The organism is Hyphococcus formosus, assembly GCF_046736345.1.
Lineage (GTDB): Bacteria > Pseudomonadota > Alphaproteobacteria > Caulobacterales > Parvularculaceae > Hyphococcus > Hyphococcus formosus.
Genome location: NZ_CP157210.1, coordinates 304,376 through 330,034 on the forward strand (window position 1 = coordinate 304,376; position 25,659 = coordinate 330,034).

Consider the following 25,659-nt stretch of genomic DNA (forward strand, 5'->3'; position numbering starts at 1 on the left):
AAATGCGCGCTTAGTGTGCGAAAAACCTTTTAGCGATTTAGGATGTCTATGCAGGTTTCTGTCAGAGAGAATTGGGAACAACGACTTCGTCGTTTTGTGCGCCGCCATCGATATCGTGGCGATGTACAATGCGCCTTGTGCGGTGCCTATTTCGATGAATTTGTCGAAACCGGACTCCAATCGCCATTAACCGAGAGCCGTGAAATTATCGGCATGGGGCGTGTCAAAGATATGTGTCCGGTTTGTTCGGGACGCGCGCGCACGCGGCTCATTTTGCTTTATCTGCAAGAGCAGGTTCTTGCCGGAGATGGTAAAATAAATATCCTCCATTTCGCGCCGGAATATCCGTTACAGAGCTGGATCAAAATGCATAGCGGCGTCAGCCTCACAATGTGTGACTTGATGCCTGATGTGTACGGATTAATAAAAAATGTCGAACAGGCGGATATAACCAATTTGCCCTATGATGACGGCGCGTTTGATTTCGTTATTTGCTCCCACGTTCTGGAGCATGTTCCCGATGACAAAAAAGCATTGAGCGAATTATACCGGGTTATGGTGCCTGGTGGCCGTGCAATCTTGCTCGCGCCCTTCGCCATCGACGGAAAGGGCACCGACGAGGACCCAAATGTTACCGATGAGACTGAGCGCGAACGGCGATTTGGCCAGTCGGATCACATCCGGATTTATGAACGCGACGATTTTCTTGATCGGATTCGCGATGCAGGGTTCGCGGTGTCGTTGTTCGATCCATTTGCGGAACATCCGCAATTGGCAAAGGAAATGGACCTTAATCCATTAGAGCTTTTGCCAATTGCCACGCGGCCCGAATAGCGGATTTAACCGCCAATCGGGTGGGCACCGTCCCAGCCTTCGGGGGTGCCCGATTGCGAGAACTTTTTGATCCGCTCTTCGTAAATATCAAAAAGAGCGATTTTCGCGCCCGGTGAGTTTTTCGCTTTCTCAAGCAACTCTTCGGCTTTGGTCATGTCGCCTGCGCGATAAGAGGCGAGCAATTGCCGGTGCACATCATCAAGCGCGCGGAAGGCTTTACTGGATTTGATGAAGGGATTGCCAATCAGCGCATAAATCGAAACCGGACGTTTTTCTCCGCGAATGCGCAAACGGTCCAATTCGAGATAGGCAAAATGGTGATGCGATTCCTTATAGACTTGCTCGTCGCAAATCATCGCCGGGCCATAGAATTCCGATTGTCCACGCAACAGGGTCGCGCGATCAACCGCCGGGCCAATTGCTGAATAGCGGTTGTTCCGGCCATGCCCCATCGGTCCGACAAAACATTCGCCTGTGGCGATCCCGATTGCGAGATGGATCTGTAGCCCACGCGTATGGCTCGACCCTTCAAGGCCGGCATTGACCTTATCCATACTCTCGATCAGGCGAAGCGCCGCTGCACAACCCGCTTGTACGTGATCGGCTTTTTCGAGCGGCGCATTGAAATAGGCGAACATGCGGCCGCCATCGGCCTGATCGGCAACGCCGCCTGCATTGATAATCGTCTGACGCAAATCAAGGCTGGCCGCCGCGAGTAATCGTGTCACTTCATCAGGCAGGTTTTCCATCATGCGCAAATCATCATCGGCAATCCGCAACTCGCAGGCGAGGATCGTGACGTCGCGATAAAACCCTTGCAGCACATCGCTATTAGGCGTTTCGCGCAGTTTCTTCATGGCGTCTTCCGGAAGCGTATCGTGGAAAGAGCCGCGCAAATTATCGTCGCGCAATACCCCGCCAATTGATTTCCCGCCCGCGATTGAAAGCGCCCCGAGGAAGAGTGCTGCCGCCGAAGGAAGCGGGTTCAAAAGAACCCCGCCAGATGAAAAGGCGATATACGCGCCCAGCAAAAGCAAAAGACTAAGGACAGCGGCGACGCCCGTTGCCTGCCAGAATTGGAACCGTTGGGCCGTCATGATTGCGGCGGCACCAAAGATCATGACCGCAAGCGCTTCGATATATCCGGTCCAGCCGGGACGGCGCGGTGCGTTGCCCGACGCGATTTGCGCCGCCGTCAGCGCGTGGATCGCCGCAGGGGATAACTCGCCCCGTGCGGTGGGCACTGTCGGTCCAAGCTCCGTATCAAGACCAATCAGGACAACGCTATCTGCTAGTTGACTGTTTGAAGAGGAAACCCGCGTTCCGCTTGCGCCGCTCGCCGCGATAAGACGCGATGCCGAAGTTGACGGCACGGTCACGCGTTTTGGCAGGTAAAGCCGAACCGCAGTTGAGCCTGCGACCGGTACTGATAAATCCCCTAATTGCAGGCTATCGACGATCCGGCCTTGCGAATTTGCTGCTGATGGATCGAAAGCAAGAGACACCTTGTCAACGCCCCGGGCCAGTCGTGCCGCTTCGAGCGAAATTGATGGTGCCGGGGTCCCATTCAATGACCAGAGCAAGGGCACGCGGCGGAAGATACCGTCGCCGTCGGTCGCGAGTGCAGAGACCGCAGGCTGCGCTGCGCCCGCGAGCGCGGGGTTGATTGAATAGAAATAACGCGCCGTGGGCAGGGCGATGTAATCACCTTCTGTCCCAGAATGGGACAACCAATCGGCCGACCGGATATCGGACCGCGCAAAAGCAGTAGGGCGATTGGGGTGAATAGGCGGGGTTTGTGAAACGGCGACAGCCCCCTTCACGGAACCAAACGCGGCGGCGAGGCGTTCATCGGTCCGAGGTAACAAGGAAAGCTGTTGGGCCAATGCTTCATCGCGCGCACCAGAAAGCCAGAATTCGCCAATTGTCTCCGGCGAAAGCGGGTCGGGGGCATCAACGGTTTCGGTCAAAATGACGGCTTTCGCGCCTGCATTCCCGGCGGATTCAACGAGATTTGCCAAAACCGTGCGCGGCCACGGCCACGGGCCTACGGCGTCGATGCTTTCGCGATCGATCAACACCAAGTGGAAGTCTTCCACAGCCTCGCCATCAGCGGGGCTAAGTCTTTGAAAATAATCAAAAAGCCACTCGCGCCAATGGCGGTCGGGAGAATGCGCGCCGGTCAATGTCCCAACCGCAATGACGGCCAATGCCCCCGTCACCAAGAGCAGCGGTAACGCGGTCAACCATTGAAACGACTTGGAAAACATACGTTTGGACAAGAAAGACCCCTTTAAGTGACAGACTCAACGCTCAACTTAGCCGTATAAGGGCCTGATCGAGCAAAACTTACTCGGTTTTCGCCTTTGGTCATGCTTCATTCAGGATGAATTTATTATCCTGCGTTAAAGCATAACACTGCAAGGGGTAGGCCGGAGTGGTTATTCCCTTCGGGAAAGACTGAATAATGACGGATTCGGCGGCAGATTTCGATATTGATATGACACGGGGTGTGTTGAAACTCATCCCCCGTGGGGACTGGCGTGGAAAATTTCTCGGCGATCTCGACGAAAAGTTACGCGACTTTGGTGACGATTCCATTGGGCGCGAGCTGATTATCGATATGAGCGCCGTTAAACGCCTCGATACCGTTGGGGCGATGATGATCCAGCGGACTTTTCTTGCCTGTCAGGATCGCACGAACGAATCGCAGATCATCAACGCAAATGATGCGCAGCGTGCCTTGCTGGATCAGATCGAAGAGCACCTAGCGCCGTGCCATGTTGAGCCGTTTCATCCAAATGCGTTCAAAGCGATGCTTTATCGTCTTGGGCTCGGCGTTGTCGAAGCGATACAGGCCGGCCAGGCGATCCTGAGTTTCGTTGGTTATATTCTGGCGAGCGCTTGGCGGGTTTTAATGAACCCCACCCGTATGCGGTGGACGGCAACGATTCATCACATGGAAGAAGCCGGGCTGAACGCAATTCCCATCGTCGGGTTGATGTCGTTTTTGATCGGGGCCGTCGTGGCCTTTATGGGGGCAAAAATCTTGCGCCTGTTCAATGCGGACATCTTCACGGTCGAGCTGGTGGGCATCTCGGTTTTACGTGAATTTGGCGTATTGCTCACGGCGATACTGATTGCCGGTCGGTCGGGCAGTGCGTTTACGGCGCAAATCGGGTCGATGAAGATCCGTGAAGAAATCGATGCGATGCGTGTTCTGGGCTTGGAGCCCATCGAAGTTCTGGTTCTGCCGCGGGTGATTGCGCTTATTATTATGTTGCCCGCGATTGCATTTCTTGCCGCAATTTTAGGCTTGATCGGCGGCGGTTTGGTGGCCGCGCTCGCTATGGATATTTCGCCGGCATTGTTCATTTCGCGGTTTCAGGAAACCATCATCATCAATCATTTTTGGGCGGGTATAATCAAAGCGCCGTTCTTTGCATTCGTGATCGCCGTTGTCGGTTGTTATCAGGGAATGGAAGTCGAGGGCAGCGCCGAGTCACTTGGTAAGCATACGACCCTTTCTGTGGTGCAGTCTTTGTTCCTTGTGATCCTGATCGATGCGTTCTTCGCCATGTTTTATCTGGAGATCGACTTTTGAGGGACGAAGCGCAGGAAAATGTTATCGAGGTTTCTGGATTAAAGACGCAGTTTGGCGACTTTGTTGTCCACGAAAATCTCGACCTCAATGTTCGGCAGAGCGAAATTATCGGCGTTGTCGGCGGCTCCGGCACCGGTAAATCCGTCCTTATGCGTGCTATTATCGGCCTGAAGCGACCGAGCGAAGGTTCTGTTCACGTCTTTGGACAGGATTATTACAAGGCCGACGACAAAACCCGGATGGCAATCGAACAGCGCTGGGGTGTCCTGTTTCAAGGGGGCGCGCTTTTCTCGTCCATGACCGTGGCGCAGAATGTGATGGCTCCGATCCGCGAGCATATGGATGTCGGCGAAGCGCTTGCCCAGGACATTGCGGCGCTCAAAATATCCATGTCGGGCCTGCCTGAGGAGGCGGGAGCAAAATACCCGTCAGAGCTGTCTGGCGGCATGAAAAAACGCGCAGGGCTTGCGCGGGCACTGGCACTCGACCCGGAAATCGTCTTTCTGGACGAGCCCACAGCCGGTCTAGACCCCATTGGGGCCGCAAAATTCGACGAATTGATCGTCAATCTCAAGGAATCCTTAGGGTTAACAGTGTTTATGGTAACCCATGATCTTGATACGCTACATTCGACCTGTGACCGGGTGGCGGTTCTCGCTGAAAAGCGGGTTATCGCTTGCGGGCCCCTCGAAGAGGTTCGCCGCAACGAACATCCGTGGATACAGGAGTATTTTTCGGGCCCCAGAGGCAGGGCCGCGCTCGCTTCCGGGCCGAGCGTTGGGGCATGTGAGTAACATCTGATGGAAACCCGCGCGAGTTACGTCTTGATCGGTGCCTTTGTGATGATCGTCATCGGGGCAGCCTTTTTATATATTTTGTGGCTCGGTCAGGCCCAGCGCGAATATGATGAATATGACATCATCTTCACTGAACGGGTGTCTGGCCTTTCGGTTGGGGCTGCCGTTCGATTTAACGGAATTCAGAAAGGTGAGGTCGATACGCTGTCGATTGATCCTGAAGATCCCTCAATTGTTATTGCGCGAGTGCATGTTGATAAAGACACGCCCGTAAAAACAGACACCAAAGCCGAGTTGGAACTTGTTGGCTTTACGGGTCTTGCGATCATTCAATTTGTTGGCGGCAGTGCCGATAAGCCCTTGCTCAAGGAGGCAAGCGAAGATCGGGTCCCTACGATCAAGGCGGATGCATCTGGTTTTGCTGCATTCCTCGAAGGGTCCGGCGATGTTCTGGCGCAAGCAAACCGTTTGTTATCGGATGAAAATATCGAAGGCATCGCCAGTATTATTTCCAATGTCGAAACGCTTACCGGTGCATTCGCAGAAAACAGCGATGAAATCGGTACGACCCTCAAGAACATCGATGCCATTACCGCAGATCTTGCGGAGGTGACGGACAAGCTCGATGCCGCGGCGACGGGGCTTCAAACCTTCATGGAAGAAGATGCGCCGGCGACGATGGCCGAGGTCGAGGCATTGCTTCAACAATCGCGCGCATTGGTGGAGGATCTTCGCGGTATCGCCGATGAGAACCGCTCGTCGATCCGTGTGTTTGCGGATCAAGGACTGGGGCAGGTTGCGCCGGCATTATCCGAGGCGCGTCGTTTGTTCCGCACGCTTGATGCAATGTTGCGCGAGATTGATCGCGATCCGAACGCATATTTCTTCGGCGAACGCGCGCCAGAATATGCAGGGAGTGACAACTAATGAGATTGTTTCTGCGCCTGATTGGCGGCATGGCCGCATTGTCGTTGATGGGCTGCGTTTCTGTTTTGCCAGAAGCCGCGCCGCCTAAACCGCGTTTCCATATCACGCCCGCGAATGTCAGCACGATCGAGGGGGATACGCTCGCCTGGTCATTAGTGATCGACGATCCGCGCGCGACCCGGGTTTACGACACGGTTCGTATTGCGGTGACACCCGCGCCGGGGCGTACGGAATATCTAGGCGGGGCCGAATGGGCTGATCGCGCACCGCGATTGTTCCAAACGGCACTTGTGCAGACCTTTGAAGATGCTGGTCGGATTATTGCGGTTGGCGATCGCAATGCGATCCCTGTTGCTGACCTTGTTCTTCAGACCGATATTCGCCGCATGGATCTGGCGGTCAATGCAGGTAACGAACAAGCGGTCGTATCGATTTACGCACGGCTGAGCGACGGTAAGGGAAATGTCTTCGCCGCAAAACGGTTTGATGCGCGCGCGGCTGCAATTTCAACGAAACCCGCTGATGTATATGCCGCGTTTGATAATGTGTTTGGCGAAATTCTCGTAGACCTCGTGCGATGGAGTTACGAGGAAGGAAACGCGGCGCAATAATCGCGCCGCTAATTCCTGACGGTCCGAGATTTATTGGATTGCTGTTTTCAGCCAGAAATTCAAAATATTGCTGACCATCTTGGTGCTCATGTCAAAGCCGATGGGTTTGACCACATAGGCGTTTGCAAAATTCTTATAGCAAAATTGAATGTCTTCATCGCTTTCCGATGTAGACATCATGACGACGGGAATAGACCGGAGACAGTCATCGGATTTGATTTTGCTGAGCGCTGTTCTGCCGTCCATACGCGGCATGCGAATATCCATTAAAATAAGGTCTGGTCGATTGTTCGAAAGCATTTTCAGGGCATCTTCGCCCTCGGTCGCGCGCATGGTTTTTATGTCGGATGAATAAAGTTCAATCGCTTTTTCGAGTGCGATCGCGTCGATATCGTCGTCTTCGACCAGCATTACAGTATTGGGCTGATTATGCATAGTATTATGGAATATCCCCCTTAGTTTACTTTGAAACAGGCATAGTGAAACAGATTCGAGTGCCTTGGGTATAATCTATATCAAGCCAACAATTACCGCCATGACTTTCGACGATGGATTTAACCAAGGAAAGGCCAATGCCAACGCCCGGATATTTGCTGTCTTTGCCGTGGAGACGCTCCATCGGCTCAAAAATGCGCTCTGCGTGCTCCGCGGGAATACCAATTCCGTTATCCGCCACCGAGAACGTCGCCATATTCCCCGTAATGTCACAATCAATCGTAATTTTAGGATGACGGTCGTCATGCGAATATTTCAAACTGTTGGCGATCAAATTATGAAACACCCGTTTCATGAGCTCCGGGTCAGCATCAATAATTGGTGCGCTGCATTGTTGGATGTCTGCGCCCTTTAATTCGATCTCGGGCGTCATTTCCTTGATCGTGTCGGCAATTATCGCATTCGCGTTCAGGCGCGATATTTCCGGTTTTTGAAATCCGGTTTTGGTGAATTCCAAAAGGCTTGTGCATAAGAGATGCATGCGCTCGGTGGCTTGTTTAATCCGGCTGATATGATTTGAAACTTTCTCCGGGTGTTCAATGTCCTGCTGCAGCATGTCGGACGACAGGCTTATATGGCGAATTGGCGATTTCAAATCATGCGAAGCAATGCCCGCAAATTGGCGCAGCGCGAGATTGGAACGGGAGAGGCTGGCATTCGTGTCGGAGAGGTCTTCATTCGCTTTTGCAAGCTTTGCGGACTGAGTTGCAAGATTGTTCAGTGTAATGCAGAAATATATCACGCCGAACATCAAAAGAATAAAAATGATCTGGAGCTGAATTTTTATTGCTTTTTCCAACCGACCCAGCCGTTCATTGATGATGTTGGTGGTTGAGCTTGTGAGCGCATTAATTTCTTCGACCGCATAATCATCGCGATACCGCACTTCTTTATCGATATAAAAAGACCTGACCCCCTCGCTATATAAACGCTCCACCACATCGAGATTGCTCGTGTAGGTGGTGACCATTTTTTTGGTCTGCGGCAGGGAAAAAGCGCTTCCGATGTCGTCAGACAATGTTTCGAGCCGGTCTATCAGCTCTAATGCGCGCGCAGAATTTTCGCGCGCGGATTGGGCATAGTGTTTTTCGTCGGGGCGAAGGACGTAGTTCTTGAAATTGTGGATTAATCCACCAAACCCGATTTCCTGCTGTAATTCCAAACTCGTCGCGTAAACATCAACCGTGGTCATGCGCAGTTGTTCAATACGGGTGCGCTCGGCGTCCAGATAAAAGAACTCCGAGATGGCCAGCAGGGCCAGAATGACTGCGATGATCTTCCAGTTGATATTCATACTTGATCCTTGCCGCAATTCGTCTGGAAATCTTCAGTACTGATACAACTATGAACTGTACACAAATATATTTATCCCAATAGGATAAATACTGCGTAAAGTTTTGATTAATAAGTTATATTATCAGTAAGTGCGCGAATTTATGCAGTAAAATCAAGCGAAATAGCCCACAGTTGCACCAATGAGCAAGTACACTCGTCCTAACGGTGAGCTGAGATACTCTTCCAATTCTTCGTCAGCCGTTTCCGAAGTCGTGGCGTCTTCGAGGAGCTTTTCAAACCCTTGAAGGAATTGATGGACGCTATTTTCAAAATCCCGGTCGCGCGCAGATTCAGTACGTATGCGGCGTTTTACATCCGCTTCATTGAGACGCAAAATCCGGTTCGCAAAGACATTGCGATCCCCATGGTCAAACCGTTCCTGTAACGCAGGCGGCGGATCACCATATAGCCGCGTCTCCAGCTCATAGGTAAAGTCTTGCAACGAAGCGATGATCTGGATTGCGTCTTCCGCATCCTGATCCGTTTTTGCCGTGCGTGTTTTTTCTGCTTCGGCTTTTTTTGCAGCAGCGCCTAAATCGAGGGGAGCGCCATCATCGGCAGCATCAAGGATCTCCCGCCAGGAGACATCACTTTTCAGCCGCTTTTGTTTTTTCTCTTGCACTGGCGGCGGTGTTTTCTGTTTGGCTGCGGTGACCGATGGCTCGTTCCGTTTGGTCTGTTTTGCCGGGCGTCGCTCGGCGATGTCGCGCGCCAATTCCTCAAGCCGCGCCGCGCCGGGATTGGCGGCTGCTTTTTTCGGTGCGGGTGCCGGGCCAGGGGCAGGCGCAGGTGCTGGCTTTGGCGGCTGCCGTTTCTTTGCTTCCACAGGCGGGCTTTTCTTGCGGGCCACACCACCAAGATCGAGAGTCTGGTGCGACTCGCTCACCGCTTTTTTGATGGTTTCAGCGTCGGCTTGTTTTTGGGCCGTTTCCGCCGCGCGTTTTTTCTCTGCGGCTTGCCGGTCGGCGCGGGCCTGCATCTCGTTTTGAGCCTGTGCGAGACGGGCCGAGGCTTCCTGCTCGCGCAATTGCGCTTCGGCCAAGCGTGACAGCCGGTCTGTTTGGGAGGCAATGGCCTCGGCCAATCGGTCGGCGCGTTTGCGCTGCTCGTCGATCAGGGATTCAAGGCGCTCATTCTCTTGTTCGAGGGCAGCGCGCGCTTCGGCGAGGGCCTGATTGCGCTCTTCGATGCGCGATGCTTCGCTTTCAGTGAACTTGATCGCATCTTCTGATGACTGGCGGGCGCGATCGCTCGCTTCGGCAACGTCGCTTGAGGCTTTGTTTGCCGCTTCGCCGGTTTTCTGCGCTGCTTCGGAGACTTCCTGTGCGGCTTTGGTAGCTTTTTCTGCGCCGTCTTTTGCGGCAGCAATCGCTTCGGCAGTTGTGCGCGTAATATCTTCGAGCGCTTTGGCGGCGGCGTCTTGCACGCGCGCAGATTCTTCGCTGGCCGCTTCGATTGCGCTTTGCGTCCCGCGTTCCGCCTGTTGGCGCGCAGTCTCAATTGCCTGATCTGCAGCCTTCTTTGCTTCTTCCGCAGCGCGTTGCGCGGAGGAGGCAACATTAGCGGCATTGCGCGCAGCTGACTCGGCCGCAGCATCCGCCGCGGCATTCGCGCGTTCAGAGGCGCGGCGGGTTTCTTCGGCGGAAGCGTCAATCGCCTGCGCAGAGTTACGCATGGATTCGTCAACATCGCGCAGGGCGTCGCGCAGAGATTCGAAGCTGTTGAATGCGCGCTCCGCGGCTCCTTCGAGGCGCGTCAGGCGTTCGTCAAATTCTCGTTCGGATTGAAGCGACGTGGCTTCTGCGGAATGAAGGCTTTCAATCGTTGCGCTTGCTTTTTCGGCAATCGCCGCCGCAAAGCTATCCGCATGCGCATTAAGGCTTTCGGTCAGTTCCATGAGTTTGGAACGCTCGTCGGCAACTCGCCCGACGGCACCCGTCGCTTTGGTTTCAATTGCCTCGCCGGCAATGCTGATCGCCTCGACCTGTTGCCGGATCATCGCTTCAACGGACGCGAGGCGGGAGAGGGCGCTGTCGAGTCCTTCATTGAGCGCACTCATATGGGTTTGAACGACGGTGCCAACGCTGCTTTCAACATTCTGAATTGCGGATGCATCGGGCGCGGTCATGCGCTGCGCAGCGGCAGCGATTGATTCCGCCGCATTCAACATGGTCAGAACGCGCGATAATGCGTAGCCGATAAACAGAACCAGCGCGGGAATGATGAACGCCAGCAATAGCGTTTCAAGTTCATACGCCGCCAAAGGCGACCATGGTGTTTCCTGTCCGCTGAGTTGTTCAAGCCGTAAATGGGCGAAGTAATTTCCAAGCGGCAGGCCAATGACCACGGAAAAGAAAACGAAAACGGCGGTCAGACGAGAGACCTGCCAGATTTGGCGGCTCATCGAATTCCACTGGCGCTCGTCATGGCGGATATAGCTGAAATTACCGTCGCTATCGGAGACGGCGTCGCGGCGGTCAGATTCAACAATGCCCTTTAGGCGCATTCGTCCGTTCTTACCGTTTCCATTTTCGTTATCGCGCACATTCTCGTCTTTCTGGTCGGTCACGGTATTGCTCACTCGCCTTCGCTTCAGGCCATAGTCATGGCCGCCCCCCCTGAGCGAATTACCCAAGGCAATTGAATGGCCGCCCAATTTGGAGGCGTCGCCCGTAAACCTTCCGCATAGCGGAATTTGCGAAGCGCGCCAATTGTTTGAGAGGAGACTTTATTCGGTTATTTGCCAGTGATCACCCATGATATTCAATAATCCGCAGGAATGGAGACTACACTTTGCTTTCGCGGCTGAGCAGAATCCCGTTAATTGCAATTTCGTAGGATTTTGAAGGGGAGCGAACAAGTTCATGGAGGTGGCCTCTTCATCGACTGATAATCCGAAATTAGGACCCGCCGGAAAGCCGTTGCCACAAACGCCATTGCAGCGTTTTGTGGAAAATCAGGTTTTCCAGACCACTGTTCTCGTATTGATCGTAATCAATGCGATTATCCTGGGGGCGGAAACCCTTAGCGGCCTCGATGATGTCGCCTTGGGCATTCTCCGAACGCTGGACCACATTATCATTTACGCCTTTGTCATCGAGATCGGCATTCGCATCATCGCCTATCGGTCTACCTATTTTCGCAATGGCTGGAACCTCTTTGACTTTCTGATTGTCGTGATTTCGATCGGCGCAGCAACCTCTGGCCTTGCGGCGTTGCGGGCATTCCGGGTTTTACGGGTCTTGCGGGTGATCACGGTTATCCCGCGCATGCGGGTGGTCGTTTCCGCATTGCTGGATTCCATACCCGGGATCGCGTCGGTTGGCGTGGTGATTCTCCTGATCGTCTATGTTTTCGCGGTGATAGCCGCAAATCTTTATGGCGGTGATCACCCTGAGCTATTTGGTAATGTTTTCAGTGCCATGTACACGCTCTTTCAGGTGATGACACTGGAAGGCTGGCCCGATATCGCCTCTGAGGTCTCGAAGACCCATTCGCGGTCATGGATATTTTTTCTCACATTTGTGCTGATCGCCACATTTACGATGCTCAACCTGTTTGTCGCAATTGTGGTCCGTGTCGTGGAAGAAGATTCCGAAGAGGACGCCCAAACTGTCATAGACGGCCAATCAGCGATCCGGAAAGAAATCAGCGCCTTGCGCGTTGAAATTGAAGCGCTTTCGAAACGTTTGCCGCCTGCATCCTAGCGCGGTATTGAAACGTAAAAAGCACAAGAAATCCGGAGGAAACGCAGCCATGCTGTCTAATTCCCAAGCCTTCATGAAGTTCGATCTCGATCCCATGATCGAGGAAATGCGCGAGATGGTTTCGCGCTGGGCAGCCGACAAATTGGCACCGCGTGCGGCCGAGATCGATGAGAAAAACCTGTTCCCGCGCGACCTTTGGCCAGAGCTGGGGGCGTTGGGCCTTTTAGGGATCACCGCCGATGAGGAATATGGTGGCTCCGGTCTCGGCTATGTGGCGCATGTGGTCGCCATGGAAGAGATCTCTCGGGCGTCGGGCGCGGTTGGGCTTTCCTATGGGGCGCATTCGAACCTTTGCGTCAATCAGATCAACCTGAACGGCAATAAAGAGCAAAAAGCGAAATATCTGCCCAAGCTTGTCTCTGGTGAGCATCTTGGCGCGCTCGCAATGTCAGAGCCCGGTGCCGGTTCCGATGTCGTGTCGATGAAAACCCGCGCCGAGAAAAAAGGCGACCGCTATATTTTGAACGGCAACAAAATGTGGATCACCAATGGTCCCGGCGCAGACACGCTCGTGGTCTATGCGAAAACCGATCCGGATGCGGGGCCGCGCGGCATCACCGCGTTCCTGATCGAGAAGGGGTTCAAAGGTTTTTCGACGGCGCAGAAGCTCGACAAACTTGGCATGCGCGGCTCCGACACTTGCGAGCTTGTTTTCGAAGATTGCGAAGTGCCCGAAGAAAATGTGTTGGGCGCGGTCAATGACGGCGTGCGGGTTTTGATGTCGGGGCTTGATTATGAACGCACGGTTCTGGCGGGCGGTTCAACCGGGATTATGCAGGCCTGTCTTGATGTGGTGATCCCGTATGTGCATGACCGCGAACAGTTCGGCAAACCCATTGGCTCGTTCCAGCTTGTTCAGGGTAAGCTTGCGGATATGTATGTAACGACCAATGCCGCTAAATCTTATGTCTATCAGGTCGCCAAGGCCTGTGACCGGGGCGAGACCACCCGGCAGGATGCGGCCGGATGCATTCTCTTTGCGGCAGAAAAAGCAACGCAAGTGGCGCTTGATGCGATCCAGCTTTTGGGCGGTAACGGCTATATCAATGAATATCCAACCGGACGGCTTCTGCGTGATGCCAAACTCTATGAAATTGGCGCAGGTACGTCAGAGGTGCGCCGTATGCTGATTGGCCGCGAGCTTTTTGATCGGACAGGGTAAAATTTCAGGTTCGGTTCGCGCCCAAAAATATGATATAGGCCGCATTCCCGAATAGGGGTGCGGCTTTTTCAATGTGGCCGGTAATTTTCCGTATTTGAAAAACTTGTCGATGAAAAACGATCAAAAAACCTTCGGTCTCGCCCAGGGCGACCGCCTGACATGGCGTTATGAAGTCATTGAATGTCTCGGCGCGGGGACCGAGGGTGAGGTCTATAAGATCCGGGAGCGCGCGACGGGCCTGACCCGTGCGGCCAAGCTCTATTTCAAGAGCAAGGAACATAATGCCAAACGTTTCGTGCGATATGCCCGCAAGCTAGACGCCCTGCGCGATTGCGACATCGTTATCAAATATCTCCACGCTGACGAGGTGTGGATCAATGACCGGTTCATTTTTTGCCTGATCTCAGAATATTTCGGTGGGGCGCTATTGGATGACCTTCAGGCCAGCTATCGCGGCGGCAAAATGCCGGCCTTTGAGGCGCTCAACATCATTCATGCCTTGGCAAGCGGTATTGAGGAAATCCATGCCCGCAAGGAGTTCCACGGCGACCTTCACAAGGGCAATATCTTTGTCGAGCGACGCGGCGTGTTTTTTCAGTTGCGCACCATCGACTTTCACGAATGGGGCCGAACACCGGCGGTCGAGCGCCGTTCAGATATACTCGCCATAACGCGATTGCTTTATGATCTCATCGGCGGACGGGCCAATTACAAAAACCAGCCGCAAGTCATCAAAGACATCTGCATGGGCAACCGCTCTGATTTGATCCTCAAGAAATTCCCGACGATCTTCCATCTACGGGCGCATCTCGAAACTTTTGAGTGGTAATCAGGCGAACATTGCGCGTTTCTTGGCCAGTGCTGTCTGTTTGAGCAGCAGCGTAACCAAGGGGCGCGAGGTGAGGCGCGCCGCAAACACCCCGAAGGCGACGGCGAGTGCGCCAGTGGTCAGGATCGCATCCTGCGCCATGATGGATGGCGCATCGAGCAAGGAGACCAGAAACAGCGCTGAGGCTGCGCCCGGCGCGCCGCCAAACCAGGCGAGGAACATCTGACTCTCGCGCGGGAGCGTGGTTTTCTTGAGCGAGACCAGGCGCGGGCCTGCGCGCATGACCGTGACTGCCGCCGCGGCAAATAACACCGTCAGCAAATCTGCGTTGAATATGCGCGTCGCCAGAAGAAGACCGAAGCCGAAATAGGCAATCGGGGCCACATTGCGTTCAGCAATCCGGCGCAGACGTACGCGGGTGGTCACAAGCGCGGTTGATTGCTCGCCCCAGAGGAGGCCAGCCGCGGCAGCGGCGATCACCGGATGCGCGCCGATGAGCGGCGACAGGGCGAGCGCCAGCAAACCAGCCAAAATCGCAAAGCCGCCTGCTTTATTCTTATATTTCAATTGGTTACTGTAAAAAGCCGCAGCAAGACCTAAAGAGCCGCCAAGGGCAAAGCCGAACAATAGGCTCCGTGATGCTTCAAATACCGGGGTGACCAGCGGCATGCCCTGTGGCGCGGCGGTGGCAAGAGATTCCAAAATCACCGCGACTGGAATGCCCAGCGCGAGGATCGCGGCGCTTTCGAGCCGAACCGCTGCTTTAAGGGTCGATGGCGCTGGCGCGCCCGTTACTGCGCGGCGGTCGAAGGCCGCGCCGTTAAGGGTCAGCGCACCGGCCAAAAGAAAGGCAGCGCTAAAAGAAAGCTGGGGAACTAAAATGAATGCAGCTAATCCGCAAACGATCAGGAAGAGCGGCGCGCCCCCAATCGTCAGCCGGAAGGAGGCGGGACAAACCTGCGCCAGCCGGGTGATGCGAAATTGCGCGGCGGCGGCGAAGGCCAGCATCGCCAACAGAACATCGGCACCAGCGGCCACCCATTCGGACGGCATAAAGGGGGCACCCGACGCGCGATAGGCAAGCGAAATCGTCGCGCCGGCAACCAGCATAATGGCAGGCGCGCGCGCGACATTATTCACCAATTTGGTGATGCCGATTTTGGGTCGGTTTAGAATCGAAAAGAACACGGCAAAGAAGGCCGCAGCCAGCAGTAAAGTCATAGGGAACGTTTCGACCGCCATTGTCGTTCGGCGCTACACAACATCGCCGAATCACTTAAGCGGATAGTGGATTGATCCGACTACAATTGCAAATTGAATTTTTGATAAGAAAGACCGCATGCGGTCTAATTTTTTCCGCAGCTTTTCCGCAAAAATTTTAACAGCCATCTTCGCAGTCAAAATTGAAAATGAGTGTCAGGAAAAACTGTCGCGGTTCGATCCTAACACGGAAAAATTTTTGGTGGATAGATATCCACGGTATTTTTTTTGCCCGTAAGGTTCCGTCCATTACATTTTGTTGAGGCGGTTATGTCAGAAGAAAAAACAAAAGGGCGAATAAAGCGGGCGATCGTCAATATTGCGCCGGGGCTTGCGACAGCGCTTGGCGGGCCGCTGGCAGGGGCGGCGGTTGCGCAATTGTCGCGACTGATTTTCGGCAAAGAAAATATCGATGAAGAAACACTTTCTGCTGCGCTTGAAAAAGCAACACCGGAAACAATCCTCGCGATCAAAAAAGCCGAGCAGGAATTCAAAATTGAAATTGCAAAAACCAATGCAGAACTGCTTCGCGTTGATGCAAGTGACCGCGCCGATGCACGCGCGCGACAAATCAAAATGAATGACTGGACGCCGTCAATTTTAGGGGCGCTTGTCATTGTCGGATTTTTTGTGGTGCTTGGATTTATGATTGCGCGGAAATTGCCGCCGGGCACCGAAACCGAGTTTTCGATTATGCTGGGCGCATTGGCGACCATGACCGCGGCGGTAGTCAATTATTTTTTCGGCTCGTCTGCCGGATCGCGAGAAAAAACACAGCTCATTGCGTATCCCGCAACGTCGCCAAAAGATGACGGGGCGGTGAGGTGACAAAGCCCTCCGTGATGGTCATAAGAGCCGGATAATGACAGTGAAGAATTTTGACATTGCGATAATTGGCGGCGGCGTGATCGGGCTTGCGCTCGCGCGCGCATTGCAAGATAGCGCCGGGTCGGTCGCGGTCATTGACGCCGCGCAGGAAATTCCGCCTGCGAGTTTTGCGGCGGCGGGGATGTTGTCGCCTTCGTTTGAAATTGCCGAACGCGGTGCCGCAATGGCCGAGCAGCTTTATCGGTTCGGTGCTTATTCATTGTCCCTATGGGCGGACTATGCCCGTGGCCTCGAAGACGAAACCGGCTTGTCTGTCGATTATCGGGCCGACGGCACCTTAGGCGTCGCGCAATCAAACGAAGAGTTGGACGCGTGGAAAGAGCAGGCCCACCGCGTGTCATCGATGGGCGGGAATGTGTCGCTCATTTCCGGCGAAGAATGTCGGGCCCTAGAGCCCGCTTTATCGCCAAACATTGTCGGGGCCATGCTCGCGCCGTCGGACGCGCAGGTTGATCCGCGCCGATTGACGGATGCGCTTTCAAAAACGCTTTGGGGAGATCAAGTCAACGCGCGCATAACCGAGATTACGAAATGCGGTGACGCCTATCGGCTCGTGACGAGTGACGGAACCGAATATGGCGCGGGCCGTGTTGTTATTGCTGGCGGCGCGATTAGCGGTCTCGTTTCGCGGGAGATGGTCTTTCCGGTAAAAGGCGAAGCTACGGCGTTGCATTTTGCGGAAGGGACCGTGAAGCGGGTGATCCGCAGCGACGGTGCCTATCTCTGTCCGAAGGCGGGCGGACGTTTGGTGATTGGCGCGAGTGAGACGCGCGGCCGCGATGATTTTGAAATCGATGCGGCGGCGATCACGGCGCTCAAAAGAAATGCGGCGGCACTGGTGCCGGTGCTCACCGATAGTCGCGAGTTGGAGCGCTGGTCCGGGCTTCGGCCCGGCACGCCCGACGGCGCGCCAATATTAGGCAAGGATGAGAGCGGGTGTTTCCTCGCGCTCGGTCATTACCGGAACGGAATTTTGCATACGCCCGCCGCGACCGAAGCCATGGCGGCATTGATCCTCGGTATCGAACCCGCAGCTGAGTTAAAAGCGGCCCTTGCCGCGTTCGGGCCGGCGCGATTGGCCCAGCGATAAATAGTTAGCGCTTTATTGACGATTTAGCGTCAAATTACCCTTGAGAGAGGCAATTCATGACGACAGAAATCGCCGCCAATGCGACCTCGGGTGCTGCGCTTGTCACAAGCGCGGTTAAGCGCGCGAGCACGTCTACGGGCGCGGGTTTTGATTTCCTTATGAAAATGGCGGCGCGCGAGAGCGGTTTTGACCCGAACGCAAAGGCGCAGACCTCGACCGCCTCTGGCCTGTTCCAGTTCATCGAACAGACCTGGCTTTCAACGGTCAAAAAATATGGCGCAGATCATGGCATGGCCGCTGAGGCGAATGCGATCGCGCGCAATGGCAATGGCCGTTATGAAGTTTCGGACACCGCCACGCGCGAAAAGATTTTAAACATGCGTTTTGACGCGAATGCGGCGTCCGCTATGGCGGGCGAGCTTGCGAATGAAAACAAGACCATGCTCGAAGGCCGCTTGGGCCGTGCTGTTTCCAGCGCTGATCTCTATACGGCGCATTTTCTCGGGCCGAGCGGGGCGGTAAAGCTTTTATCCGCCGCCTCAAATGCCAAGGCCGCTGATCTTTTACCGCAAGCGGCGAAGGCAAATCATAATGTCTTTTATGATGGGAGCCGGGCAAAGAGCGTGGGCGAAGTCGTCGCCTCTATCGCAAAGTCGATGCATGGTGATACGCCAAATGTGCCGCAGAATGTTGCTGTTGCGTCGGAGCCGGAACCCGTCAAACGATATGCGGGACAGATTTTCGATGCCTTCACCGCGCCGACCGTAACGCGCCCAGTGCCAAGTGGACTTAGCGCGATGGCGATGGCTGTGCTTGATGCGCTCGACCCAACGGAGTTACGTTCAGAGCGTAATGAGCGCGACCCGCTCCGCTAATCTCAGCATCTTGGTGCAGTAACATTTGGGGGGAGTTTTGTATCCCCATCGACGCAAGCCGATGCGAGTTGTTCCGTCGTCAGATTAACGGCAGCCGATAAGTCGGCACCATAAAGCTCAGCGCCGGTTAAATCCGCAGCTTTCATGTCAGCGCCCGCAAAGGTGCTTTTATGCAAAAGAGCATTTGTAAATCTAACGCCAGTCAAATTCGCCCCTTCAAAACGGACCTTTTTGGCTTCAACACCGACGAAACTCGCACCGGCACTATAGGCCGCCCGGAGGTCAGCACCGTTTAGCGTAGAACCAGCAAGACTTGTGAAAGAAATATCCGCGTCGACGAATAACGCATTTGAAAAATCGGCTGCGCGGGCTTTGGCTTCGCGCAGTTCCGCGCCGGAAAAGTCTGCGCCTGGAAACATGGCAGCGTTTAAATTGGCTTTGGCCATACGCGCGCCCTTAAAATTTGTTGCTTCGCCCGATGCGCCTTCAAGACTGATTCCGTCCAATAGCGCGCCGTTGAATTGCGTCTCGCTTAGAGTAGAGCCCGCGAAGTTCATATTTGGCAGATCAAGATTGGCGAATGTTTCGCCGGTCAGATCTTGCATGCTTCGGCCTGCGTTCTTTGCGGCGTTTTTACTGCCTGAAAGAGAAGGGAGTTTAATCCCGGTACGTTCTAGCGCGGAGCTGAGTTCCGGGCCAATATGATCTGCCTGTGTGAGCGGTTTGGCGATTTCCTTACCCAGATCAACAACAGGGTTTGGTTTTTTATATGTTTTAGAACCCGGTGTTATCGTCGTCACTAACGACATCACCGCGATCATCAACAATATAACGAGCGCAACCAACTTCATTTTATGCCTACTCCTATTCGATCAGGCAGTTTACGCTGAAGGTGGTCAAGGATCGCTTAAGGATAATAAATTAATTTGCTGTACCAAAATGGGACAGAACTAGGCCGTATCAGGAACATCCGGTTGATGCGCCGCAGCTTTCGCATTTGAGGCACGCACCATTCCTGACCATCGTGAACTGGCCGCAATCGGGGCAGGCATCGCCTTCATAGCCCTTTATGCGCGCGTCCTGACGGGCATTGTTGCGCGGGGTCGCCAATACGCCGCGCGGCGCTTTTTGGTTGACCGCATCGGCAAGTTTGGCCACCTGCGCTTCAATCTCGGGCGCGGTTTCAGCCCGCACGGGTGCGTCTTCTTCCGGCTCGATTTCAACCGTATCGGTTTCAATGTTCTCGTTGCTTGGGCGCCGGCTACCGCTTTCATTGGCGGAGTCGCGCAATCGATCGAAATCGCCGCCGCGCAAAATCACCAGATTGTCCGTCACCGTCGAGCGTGAAAAGCCCTTTGAGATAAGCCGTGTTGCATCGGCTTGTGTTTTCTCTTCGCTGACCCCGCGGCCAATCGCGTCAACCGCAGATTCTTCGGGATTCACATGGGCAAGATCGGTCCGGCCAAGATAGGAGATCGCCAACTCGCGGAAGATATAATCGAGGATCGACGTCGCGTTTTTAATCTGGTCGTTGCCTTGCACCGGTCCCGAGGGATCAAACCGGGTAAATACATAGGCGTCGACAAATTCCTCTAGCGGCACGCCATATTGAAGGCCAAGTGAAACCGCGATTGCGAAATTATTCATCAGTGATCGGAACGCGGCACCTTCTTTGTGCATGTCCACAAAAAGTTCGCCTAATTCGCCATCATCAAACTCACCGGTGTGCAGATAGACTTTGTGTCCACCGACGATAGCTTTCTGGATATAGCCTTTGCGCCGGTCGGGCAGGCGACGGCGGCCGGGCGTGCGCTCTATAATGCGCTCGACAATACGTTCCGCGACGACTTTTGATTTCTGCGCGGCGGGCGCTTCCATCAATTCGTCATCGATCAGGTCGTCATCTTCGTCTTCGTCACTGTCAGCGGCGAGCAGCGCAGACGAAAGTGGCTGCGATAATTTTGACCCGTCCCGATAAAGTGCAATGGATTTAAGGCCCATTTTCCAAGCCATCATATAGCTTTGGGCGCAGTCGCCGATGCTCGCATGATTAGGGAGGTTGACGGTTTTTGAAATCGCCCCGGAAATAAACGGCTGAACCGCAGCCATAATCTTCAGATGCGCCTCAACCGACAGGGCGCGGGTGCCAATCCGTCCACATGGGGTTGCGCAGTCAAAGACAGGATAATGCTCAAGCTTGAGATGCGGCGCGCTCTCGACCGTCATCGCGCCACAGCAATAGAGATTGGCCTGATGGATTTCTTCGTCGGAAAAACCGAGGAAGCGCAGAACTTCATAACCCGTGGCACCAAGCTGCGACGCATGAAGCCCCAGCACATGGATGCAAAAATCTTCGCCGAGTGCTTGCGGCGTAAACGCATAGGTAAGGTCGAAGATTGTTTTCAGGCGATCTTCGAGGGCTTTGATGTGGCGGTCTTCAAACCCTTCGCGGCGGAGGTCATCAAGATTGAAACCAGGCGCACCTTCAAGCGTGCCGCGTCCGGCCGCATAGTGGCTGATGTCGTCAATTTCCTGATCGCTATAGTCCAGCGCTTTTAACGCGGCGGGTACGGACCGGTTGACGATTTTCAACATTCCGCCGCCAGCAAGCTTTTTGAATTTGACCAGCGCGAAATCCGGCTCAATGCCGGTCGTGTCGCAATCCATGATGAGGCCGATGGTGCCGGTCGGGGCAACGACACTGACCTGCGCATTCCGGAAACCATTGATTGCGCCGAGCTCATAAGCCTCGTTCCAGACCCGGCGCGCCGCAAGGCTAAGTTCGTTCCATGGGCAGGCATTGGCATCGAATACCAATGGCTCAACGTCCAGCCCTTCAAATTCGCCGCCAATTGCGGTGCCTACACAGGCACGGCGATGATTGCGCATCACCCGCATCATGGCGTCGCGATTTTTCGAATATTTGGCGAATGGCCCGACCGCGGATGCCATTTCGGCAGAGGCGCGATAGGCGGAGCCCGTCATAAGCGCGGAAATGCCTGCGGCCACTGCACGTGCTTCATCGCTGTCATAGGCGAGACCCGATGACATCAAGAGGCCGCCAAGATTGGCAAAACCAAGGCCCAATGTTCTGTAGTCAAAGGACCTCTGCGCGATTTCCTGTGACGGGTATTGCGCCATCATCACCGAAATTTCGAGGGTCAGAGTCCAGAGGCGACAAGCATGTTCAAACAGGTCTGCGTCAAACCCTGTTTCGGTTTTGAACTTCAGCAAATTGAGCGAGGCAAGATTACACGCCGTGTCGTCAAGGAACATATATTCCGAACACGGGTTTGAAGCGCGGATATCACCGCCCTCAGGGCAAGTATGCCAGGCGTTAATCGTATCATGAAATTGCACGCCGGGATCAGCGCAGGTCCATGCGGCGGTGCATATCTCACCCCAGAGATCGCGGGCGCGGATGGTTTTCATCGTTGCGCCATCAGTCCGGCGGGTGAGGTGCCAATTCAGGTCATTATTGACCGCATTGAGAAAATGATCCGTAACCCGAATAGAGTTATTGGCGTTCTGCCCCGAAACCGTCCGATAGCTTTCGGAATCCCAATCCAGATCGAAAACTTCAAGCTCAATCTCTTTGAATCCCTGGCGGGCAAAATCGATCACCCGGCGGATCGACGCATCGGGCACATAGGCTTTTTTTGCGTCTTTGATCGCAGATTTCAGTGTCTCGTTTTTCTTTGGATCGAAACGAGTTTCATCGTCACTACTCGCCCAAACCGCGTCGAGCACTTTGGGCAAATGTTTCGCGAGGGTCTTTGATCCCGATACAAGCGCTGCGACTTTTTCTTCTTCGCGGATTTTCCAAGAAACGAATTCTTCAATATCGGGATGGTCAACGTCGACAACCACCATCTTTGCGGCACGCCGGGTTGTACCGCCGGATTTGACAGCGCCGGCTGCGGTATCACCGACCTTGAGGAAGCTTAAAAGGCCAGAGCTTTTTCCGCCGCTCGAAAGCGGTTCATTCGCGCCGCGAATATTTGAGAAGTTTGTACCCGAGCCTGAGCCGTATTTGAAAAGCAGGGCTTCGCGTTTCCAAAGATCCATGACGCCGCCATCGCCAGTGAGCGTGTCATCGACTGCTTGGATAAAACAGGCATGGGGTTGTGGCCGTTCATAGGCGCTTTCGGATTCGGTCAGCAGGCCCGAAGCATGATCGACAAAATAGTGTCCCTGACCGGCAGCATCGATACCGTAAGCCCAGTGCAATCCGGTATTGAACCATTGCGGGCTGTTAGGCGCTGCGATCTGCATCGCGAGCATGAAGCGCATTTCTTCAAGATAGGCGCGCGCGCCATCTTCGTCGTCGAAATATCCGCCCTTCCATCCCCAATAGGCCCATGCGCCGGCCATCCGGTCGAACACCTGTTTCGCCGAGGTTTCGGGGCCATAGCGCTTTTCGGCCGGTAATTTGGCCAGCGCCGCGATATCAGGCATGGAGCGTTGCAGAAACGCAGGAACGCCTTTTTCCTTAACTTTCTTCGTCTTGGCCGGAACACCCGCTTTTCGCAGATATTTCTGCGCCAAAATGTCGACTGCGGTCTGGCTCCAATCCTTGGGGACCTCCAGATCGCGCATTTCAAAGATGGTTTCACCGGAAATCGAGCGAATTTCCGAATCAGCACGGCGAAAGACGATCGCGCCATAGGGCGCGGCGGTCTTGTCGGAAAATCGCCGATCGATTCGCATTTTATCACCTAATCTGGGCTATTCGGCCGTTCAGACCCCAAATATAGTCATTCCAACCTACTGGCTCCACCCGTTTTCGCCTGAATTCAAGGGGAAAACGGTTAATTCACCTAAGTTGGTGGTGTGGCGCGGTGGTCTATTGCTCGACTGGCCAACGGGCGCCATATTCGCGCCGCGAGAGGCGGCTATTATGGTCGCAAAAGAATTCGGGATATCCGCATGTTTGCAAAGCTATTCACTTGGTGGAACACCTCCACCCTCGGCACATCCTTCACCCTATGGCGCAAAGGTGCGCGGCTTGTCGGCACCGACGAGCAGGGAAACCGCTATTATGAAGAGGCAGGGTCGAGCCTGCCCGGTAGCGAAGGCACGCGGCCACGGCGCTGGGTCGTTTATCATGGGATTGCCGAAGCTTCGCGCGTACCATCCGATTGGCATGGCTGGCTGCACCACACCTTCGACGAGGCACCAACAGTGGCTCCACTTACGCGCCGGGCTTTTGAAAAAGACCACCTTCCCAACATGACGGGGACACCACTGGCCTATCATCCCAAGGGGAGCCTTGCCCTCGCGGATGGTCCCAAGAATGTGAATGATGATTATGAGGCATGGTCACCTGAGAACGTATAAGATCCGGTGATCTGAAACGAGGGGAGTGCTCCCATGTCACGCGCAGGATTCTTTGAAACGATTGTTGGGCTTGCTGTAATCGCGGTGGCGGCGGCGTTTATGGCCTATGCTTATGGTGCCAGCGGCAAGGCGATGGGCCGGGATCAGTATCGCGTGGATGCCGTTTTCGGCAAAGTGGATGGCGTGACGGTCGGGTCGGATGTTCGCATTGCGGGCGTGAAGGTTGGATCAGTCGCGGGCAATTCGCTTGACCCACGAACCTATGAAGCAAATGTCGAGCTTGCGATTAATGATGGGGTGATGATCCCAGAGGATTCCATCGCGAAGGTTGTTTCAGACGGTATTCTGGGCGGCGCACATATCGCGATCGAACCGGGAGCCGCCGAAGAAATGCTCCGCGAAGGCGATAAAATCACGATTACACAGGGGTCTGTGGACCTGTTAGGGCTTGCGGTTCAAGCGTTCACAAGTCAGGCTTCGGGAAACAAGGCTGGCAATGAGCCAGAAACGGATCCTTTGGGGGATTTTTAATGCTGAGATTAGCGGCGATCGGTTTTTTGGGTTTGGTTGCATTGCCAGCGTCCGCGCAAAACCCCGAAGACGAGCTTGAAGCACTATTAAACGGAACTGATGCGACGGAAGAGGAAAGCGAGCTTGATGCGCTTTCCCGGAATGAAGACGATCCGTTTGCGGGTGTTATTGAGACCGAGGAACGTGAGCCTGTTTCTGTTACGCTTCGTGCCCTGAACAAGATTACTGCGCGATATACTGACATCGAAATTGAAATGAACCAGATCGCGAAATTTGGTTCGCTCGAAATACAGCCGCGGACATGCGACAAGCGCCCGCCAGAGGAATTTCCGGAAACAACGGCTTTCCTCGAAATTTTCGATCTTGAATACAATAGCCGGCAAAGTGATCTAAAAATCAAAGAACCGGAAATCATCGAAGATGAGATCGAAACAAAAGAGCTTGAGGTCCTGCCGGGTACCCCGATTGGCGAGCCGCCAGTTCAGTCAGAGCCGCAGGAAATCCGTGGCCCGCTTCCCATCGTGACCGAAGGCCCGCAGGCGGAAGGTATCAATATCTTCAGGGGGTGGATGTTTGCTTCTTCACCGGCGCTGAACGCGTTAGAGCATCCGGTTTATGATGTCTGGGTAATCGACTGCAAAACCAAGCTGGTTGAGAATTGATCGGGAGCCGCAAAAAAGTCGGCATCCTGCATTAAAGCATCGCGCAAAATGACCTGATAGTCTTTGTCCACCATACCAATCAGGCCGAATTGGGTCAGGTGGTCATTATAAAACTGCGCGTCGATAAAGTCGAAACCACCGACAATAAGCCGCCCAATTAGGTGAACCATCGCGACCTTGCTCGCATTGGTCGCCCGCGAAAACATGCTCTCGCCACAAAAAGCAGCGCCGAGCGATACGCCGTATAAACCACCGACGAGCCTGCCATTGTCCCAGCACTCGACTGAATGGGCCAGCCCCTGAAAATGAAGCTCCGTATAGGCTTCGATGATCGCATCATTGATCCATGTATCGGGCCGCGCTTTTGTCGTTTCCGCGCATGCGTTAATCACCTGATCGAAGGCAGTATTGATGCGAATCTCGAATGGATCTTTTTTTACAAATCGCAAAAGGCGTTTTGGAATATGAAAATCATCGAGCGGGATAACGCCGCGTTCGTCAGGCAGGATCCAGACGGTCTGGTTATCGTCGCGCGACCGGGCCATCGGGAAATAGCCAAGCGTATAAGCCTTTAACAGCTCATCAACAGAAATTTCATTTGCCGAGTCACGGGCCATAGGGGCGATTATGCGCTGTAACGCCGCTATGGTCC

Annotated in this window: 22 protein-coding genes; 14 read left to right on the forward strand and 8 right to left on the reverse strand. The window is 54.3% G+C overall.

Going from position 1 to position 25,659, the window contains the following annotated elements; translation table 11 throughout:
* Nucleotides 1-42 precede the first annotated feature (42 nt).
* Nucleotides 43-834 carry a class I SAM-dependent methyltransferase gene (locus ABFZ83_RS01375; RefSeq protein ID WP_411817644.1) on the forward strand — a complete coding sequence of 264 codons (792 nt, stop codon included), beginning with the start codon at nt 43-45 and terminating at the stop codon, nt 832-834.
* A 5-nt stretch (nt 835-839) separates the two neighbouring features.
* Here ABFZ83_RS01375 and ABFZ83_RS01380 read toward each other — a convergent pair whose 3' ends face one another.
* Nucleotides 840-3,116, reverse strand: a complete 2,277-nt coding sequence (locus ABFZ83_RS01380) for a CHASE2 domain-containing protein (RefSeq protein WP_411817645.1) — start codon at nt 3,114-3,116, stop codon at nt 840-842.
* A gap of 185 nt (nt 3,117-3,301) precedes the next feature.
* Between ABFZ83_RS01380 and ABFZ83_RS01385 the strand changes: the two genes are divergently transcribed.
* From ABFZ83_RS01385 to ABFZ83_RS01400, 4 genes are read left to right on the forward strand one after another with little or no spacing between them, the layout of a single operon-like run.
* Nucleotides 3,302-4,438 carry an MlaE family ABC transporter permease gene (locus tag ABFZ83_RS01385; protein ID WP_411817646.1) on the forward strand — a complete coding sequence of 379 codons (1,137 nt, stop codon included), beginning with the start codon at nt 3,302-3,304 and terminating at the stop codon, nt 4,436-4,438.
* Nucleotides 4,435-5,232: an ABC transporter ATP-binding protein gene (locus ABFZ83_RS01390; RefSeq protein ID WP_411817647.1), complete on the forward strand. Its 798-nt coding sequence runs from the start codon at nt 4,435-4,437 to the stop codon at nt 5,230-5,232. The genes ABFZ83_RS01385 and ABFZ83_RS01390 overlap by 4 nt, the downstream gene beginning before the upstream one ends.
* A gap of 6 nt (nt 5,233-5,238) precedes the next feature.
* Complete coding sequence (locus ABFZ83_RS01395; protein ID WP_411817648.1) at nt 5,239-6,162, forward strand: MlaD family protein; 924 nt, start codon at nt 5,239-5,241, stop codon at nt 6,160-6,162.
* Entirely contained in the window at nt 6,162-6,773 is a 612-nt protein-coding gene (locus ABFZ83_RS01400; RefSeq protein WP_411817649.1) for an ABC-type transport auxiliary lipoprotein family protein, read from the forward strand. The genes ABFZ83_RS01395 and ABFZ83_RS01400 overlap by 1 nt, the downstream gene beginning before the upstream one ends.
* 30 nt (nt 6,774-6,803) lie before the next feature.
* On the opposite strand, the gene ABFZ83_RS01405 is transcribed toward ABFZ83_RS01400, so the two are convergent.
* The 3 genes from ABFZ83_RS01405 to ABFZ83_RS01415 form a co-directional block, all read right to left on the reverse strand.
* A complete protein-coding gene (locus ABFZ83_RS01405) occupies nt 6,804-7,208 on the reverse strand; it encodes a response regulator (RefSeq protein WP_411817650.1) in 405 nt (134 codons plus the stop codon).
* A gap of 25 nt (nt 7,209-7,233) precedes the next feature.
* The gene (locus ABFZ83_RS01410) at nt 7,234-8,562 is read right to left on the reverse strand and encodes a sensor histidine kinase (protein ID WP_411817651.1); all 1,329 of its coding nucleotides are present in this window, start codon (nt 8,560-8,562) and stop codon (nt 7,234-7,236) included.
* Nucleotides 8,563-8,715: 153 nt separating this feature from the next.
* Entirely contained in the window at nt 8,716-11,184 is a 2,469-nt protein-coding gene (locus ABFZ83_RS01415; protein ID WP_411817652.1) for a hypothetical protein, read from the reverse strand.
* Nucleotides 11,185-11,467: 283 nt separating this feature from the next.
* Between ABFZ83_RS01415 and ABFZ83_RS01420 the strand changes: the two genes are divergently transcribed.
* The 3 genes from ABFZ83_RS01420 (at nt 11,468) to ABFZ83_RS01430 (ending at nt 14,361) form a co-directional block, all read left to right on the forward strand.
* Entirely contained in the window at nt 11,468-12,310 is an 843-nt protein-coding gene (locus tag ABFZ83_RS01420; RefSeq protein WP_411817653.1) for an ion transporter, read from the forward strand.
* 49 nt (nt 12,311-12,359) lie between these two features.
* Nucleotides 12,360-13,532: an isovaleryl-CoA dehydrogenase gene (locus ABFZ83_RS01425; protein WP_411817654.1), complete on the forward strand. Its 1,173-nt coding sequence runs from the start codon at nt 12,360-12,362 to the stop codon at nt 13,530-13,532.
* 109 nt (nt 13,533-13,641) lie between these two features.
* Nucleotides 13,642-14,361, forward strand: coding sequence for a protein kinase domain-containing protein (locus ABFZ83_RS01430; RefSeq protein WP_411817655.1), 720 nt, complete (start codon nt 13,642-13,644; stop codon nt 14,359-14,361).
* Here the strand turns inward: ABFZ83_RS01430 and ABFZ83_RS01435 are convergent, their stop codons facing one another.
* Nucleotides 14,362-15,582: a cation:proton antiporter gene (locus ABFZ83_RS01435; protein ID WP_411817656.1), complete on the reverse strand. Its 1,221-nt coding sequence runs from the start codon at nt 15,580-15,582 to the stop codon at nt 14,362-14,364.
* Nucleotides 15,583-15,891: 309 nt separating this feature from the next.
* Here ABFZ83_RS01435 and ABFZ83_RS01440 point away from each other — a divergent pair, with 309 nt between their 5' ends.
* Genes ABFZ83_RS01440 through ABFZ83_RS01450 form a run of 3 tightly spaced genes read left to right on the forward strand, consistent with a single transcriptional unit; the run spans nt 15,892 to nt 18,474 of the window.
* Nucleotides 15,892-16,449, forward strand: coding sequence for a hypothetical protein (locus ABFZ83_RS01440; protein WP_411817657.1), 558 nt, complete (start codon nt 15,892-15,894; stop codon nt 16,447-16,449).
* 34 nt (nt 16,450-16,483) lie between these two features.
* Nucleotides 16,484-17,599, forward strand: coding sequence for a glycine oxidase ThiO (gene thiO, locus ABFZ83_RS01445; RefSeq protein ID WP_411817658.1), 1,116 nt, complete (start codon nt 16,484-16,486; stop codon nt 17,597-17,599).
* A gap of 56 nt (nt 17,600-17,655) precedes the next feature.
* Complete coding sequence (locus tag ABFZ83_RS01450) at nt 17,656-18,474, forward strand: transglycosylase SLT domain-containing protein (RefSeq protein WP_411817659.1); 819 nt, start codon at nt 17,656-17,658, stop codon at nt 18,472-18,474.
* 2 nt (nt 18,475-18,476) lie between these two features.
* Here ABFZ83_RS01450 and ABFZ83_RS01455 read toward each other — a convergent pair whose 3' ends face one another.
* Complete coding sequence (locus ABFZ83_RS01455) at nt 18,477-19,325, reverse strand: pentapeptide repeat-containing protein (RefSeq protein ID WP_411817660.1); 849 nt, start codon at nt 19,323-19,325, stop codon at nt 18,477-18,479.
* Nucleotides 19,326-19,434: 109 nt separating this feature from the next.
* A complete protein-coding gene (locus ABFZ83_RS01460; RefSeq protein WP_411817661.1) occupies nt 19,435-23,184 on the reverse strand; it encodes a vitamin B12-dependent ribonucleotide reductase in 3,750 nt (1,249 codons plus the stop codon).
* 219 nt (nt 23,185-23,403) lie between these two features.
* Here ABFZ83_RS01460 and ABFZ83_RS01465 point away from each other — a divergent pair, with 219 nt between their 5' ends.
* Genes ABFZ83_RS01465 through ABFZ83_RS01475 form a run of 3 tightly spaced genes read left to right on the forward strand, consistent with a single transcriptional unit; the run spans nt 23,404 to nt 25,007 of the window.
* A complete protein-coding gene (locus tag ABFZ83_RS01465) occupies nt 23,404-23,814 on the forward strand; it encodes an NADH:ubiquinone oxidoreductase subunit NDUFA12 (RefSeq protein ID WP_411817662.1) in 411 nt (136 codons plus the stop codon).
* Nucleotides 23,815-23,847: 33 nt separating this feature from the next.
* Entirely contained in the window at nt 23,848-24,345 is a 498-nt protein-coding gene (gene mlaD / locus ABFZ83_RS01470) for an outer membrane lipid asymmetry maintenance protein MlaD (protein ID WP_411817663.1), read from the forward strand.
* The gene (locus ABFZ83_RS01475) at nt 24,345-25,007 is read left to right on the forward strand and encodes a DUF2155 domain-containing protein (protein WP_411817664.1); all 663 of its coding nucleotides are present in this window, start codon (nt 24,345-24,347) and stop codon (nt 25,005-25,007) included. Before mlaD ends, ABFZ83_RS01475 begins: the two co-directional genes overlap by 1 nt.
* Here the strand turns inward: ABFZ83_RS01475 and aat are convergent.
* Nucleotides 24,959-25,624, reverse strand: a complete 666-nt coding sequence (gene aat / locus ABFZ83_RS01480; RefSeq protein ID WP_411817665.1) for a leucyl/phenylalanyl-tRNA--protein transferase — start codon at nt 25,622-25,624, stop codon at nt 24,959-24,961. The genes ABFZ83_RS01475 and aat overlap by 49 nt on opposite strands.
* Between the last annotated feature and the right edge of the window lie 35 nt (nt 25,625-25,659).

Coding starts and splice junctions, on each gene's coding strand:
- aat (WP_411817665.1), bottom strand. CDS start 25,624: ATGGCCCGTGACTCGGCAAATGAAATTTCTGTTGATGAGCTGTTAAAG.
- ABFZ83_RS01395 (WP_411817648.1), top strand. CDS start 5,239: ATGGAAACCCGCGCGAGTTACGTCTTGATCGGTGCCTTTGTGATGATC.
- ABFZ83_RS01410 (WP_411817651.1), bottom strand. CDS start 8,562: ATGAATATCAACTGGAAGATCATCGCAGTCATTCTGGCCCTGCTGGCC.
- ABFZ83_RS01400 (WP_411817649.1), top strand. CDS start 6,162: ATGAGATTGTTTCTGCGCCTGATTGGCGGCATGGCCGCATTGTCGTTG.
- ABFZ83_RS01420 (WP_411817653.1), top strand. CDS start 11,468: ATGGAGGTGGCCTCTTCATCGACTGATAATCCGAAATTAGGACCCGCC.
- mlaD (WP_411817663.1), top strand. CDS start 23,848: ATGTCACGCGCAGGATTCTTTGAAACGATTGTTGGGCTTGCTGTAATC.
- ABFZ83_RS01440 (WP_411817657.1), top strand. CDS start 15,892: ATGTCAGAAGAAAAAACAAAAGGGCGAATAAAGCGGGCGATCGTCAAT.
- thiO (WP_411817658.1), top strand. CDS start 16,484: ATGACAGTGAAGAATTTTGACATTGCGATAATTGGCGGCGGCGTGATC.
- ABFZ83_RS01465 (WP_411817662.1), top strand. CDS start 23,404: ATGTTTGCAAAGCTATTCACTTGGTGGAACACCTCCACCCTCGGCACA.
- ABFZ83_RS01385 (WP_411817646.1), top strand. CDS start 3,302: ATGACGGATTCGGCGGCAGATTTCGATATTGATATGACACGGGGTGTG.
- ABFZ83_RS01405 (WP_411817650.1), bottom strand. CDS start 7,208: ATGCATAATCAGCCCAATACTGTAATGCTGGTCGAAGACGACGATATC.
- ABFZ83_RS01455 (WP_411817660.1), bottom strand. CDS start 19,325: ATGAAGTTGGTTGCGCTCGTTATATTGTTGATGATCGCGGTGATGTCG.
- ABFZ83_RS01430 (WP_411817655.1), top strand. CDS start 13,642: ATGAAAAACGATCAAAAAACCTTCGGTCTCGCCCAGGGCGACCGCCTG.
- ABFZ83_RS01375 (WP_411817644.1), top strand. CDS start 43: ATGTCTATGCAGGTTTCTGTCAGAGAGAATTGGGAACAACGACTTCGT.
- ABFZ83_RS01460 (WP_411817661.1), bottom strand. CDS start 23,184: ATGCGAATCGATCGGCGATTTTCCGACAAGACCGCCGCGCCCTATGGC.
- ABFZ83_RS01450 (WP_411817659.1), top strand. CDS start 17,656: ATGACGACAGAAATCGCCGCCAATGCGACCTCGGGTGCTGCGCTTGTC.
- ABFZ83_RS01435 (WP_411817656.1), bottom strand. CDS start 15,582: ATGACTTTACTGCTGGCTGCGGCCTTCTTTGCCGTGTTCTTTTCGATT.
- ABFZ83_RS01425 (WP_411817654.1), top strand. CDS start 12,360: ATGCTGTCTAATTCCCAAGCCTTCATGAAGTTCGATCTCGATCCCATG.
- ABFZ83_RS01475 (WP_411817664.1), top strand. CDS start 24,345: ATGCTGAGATTAGCGGCGATCGGTTTTTTGGGTTTGGTTGCATTGCCA.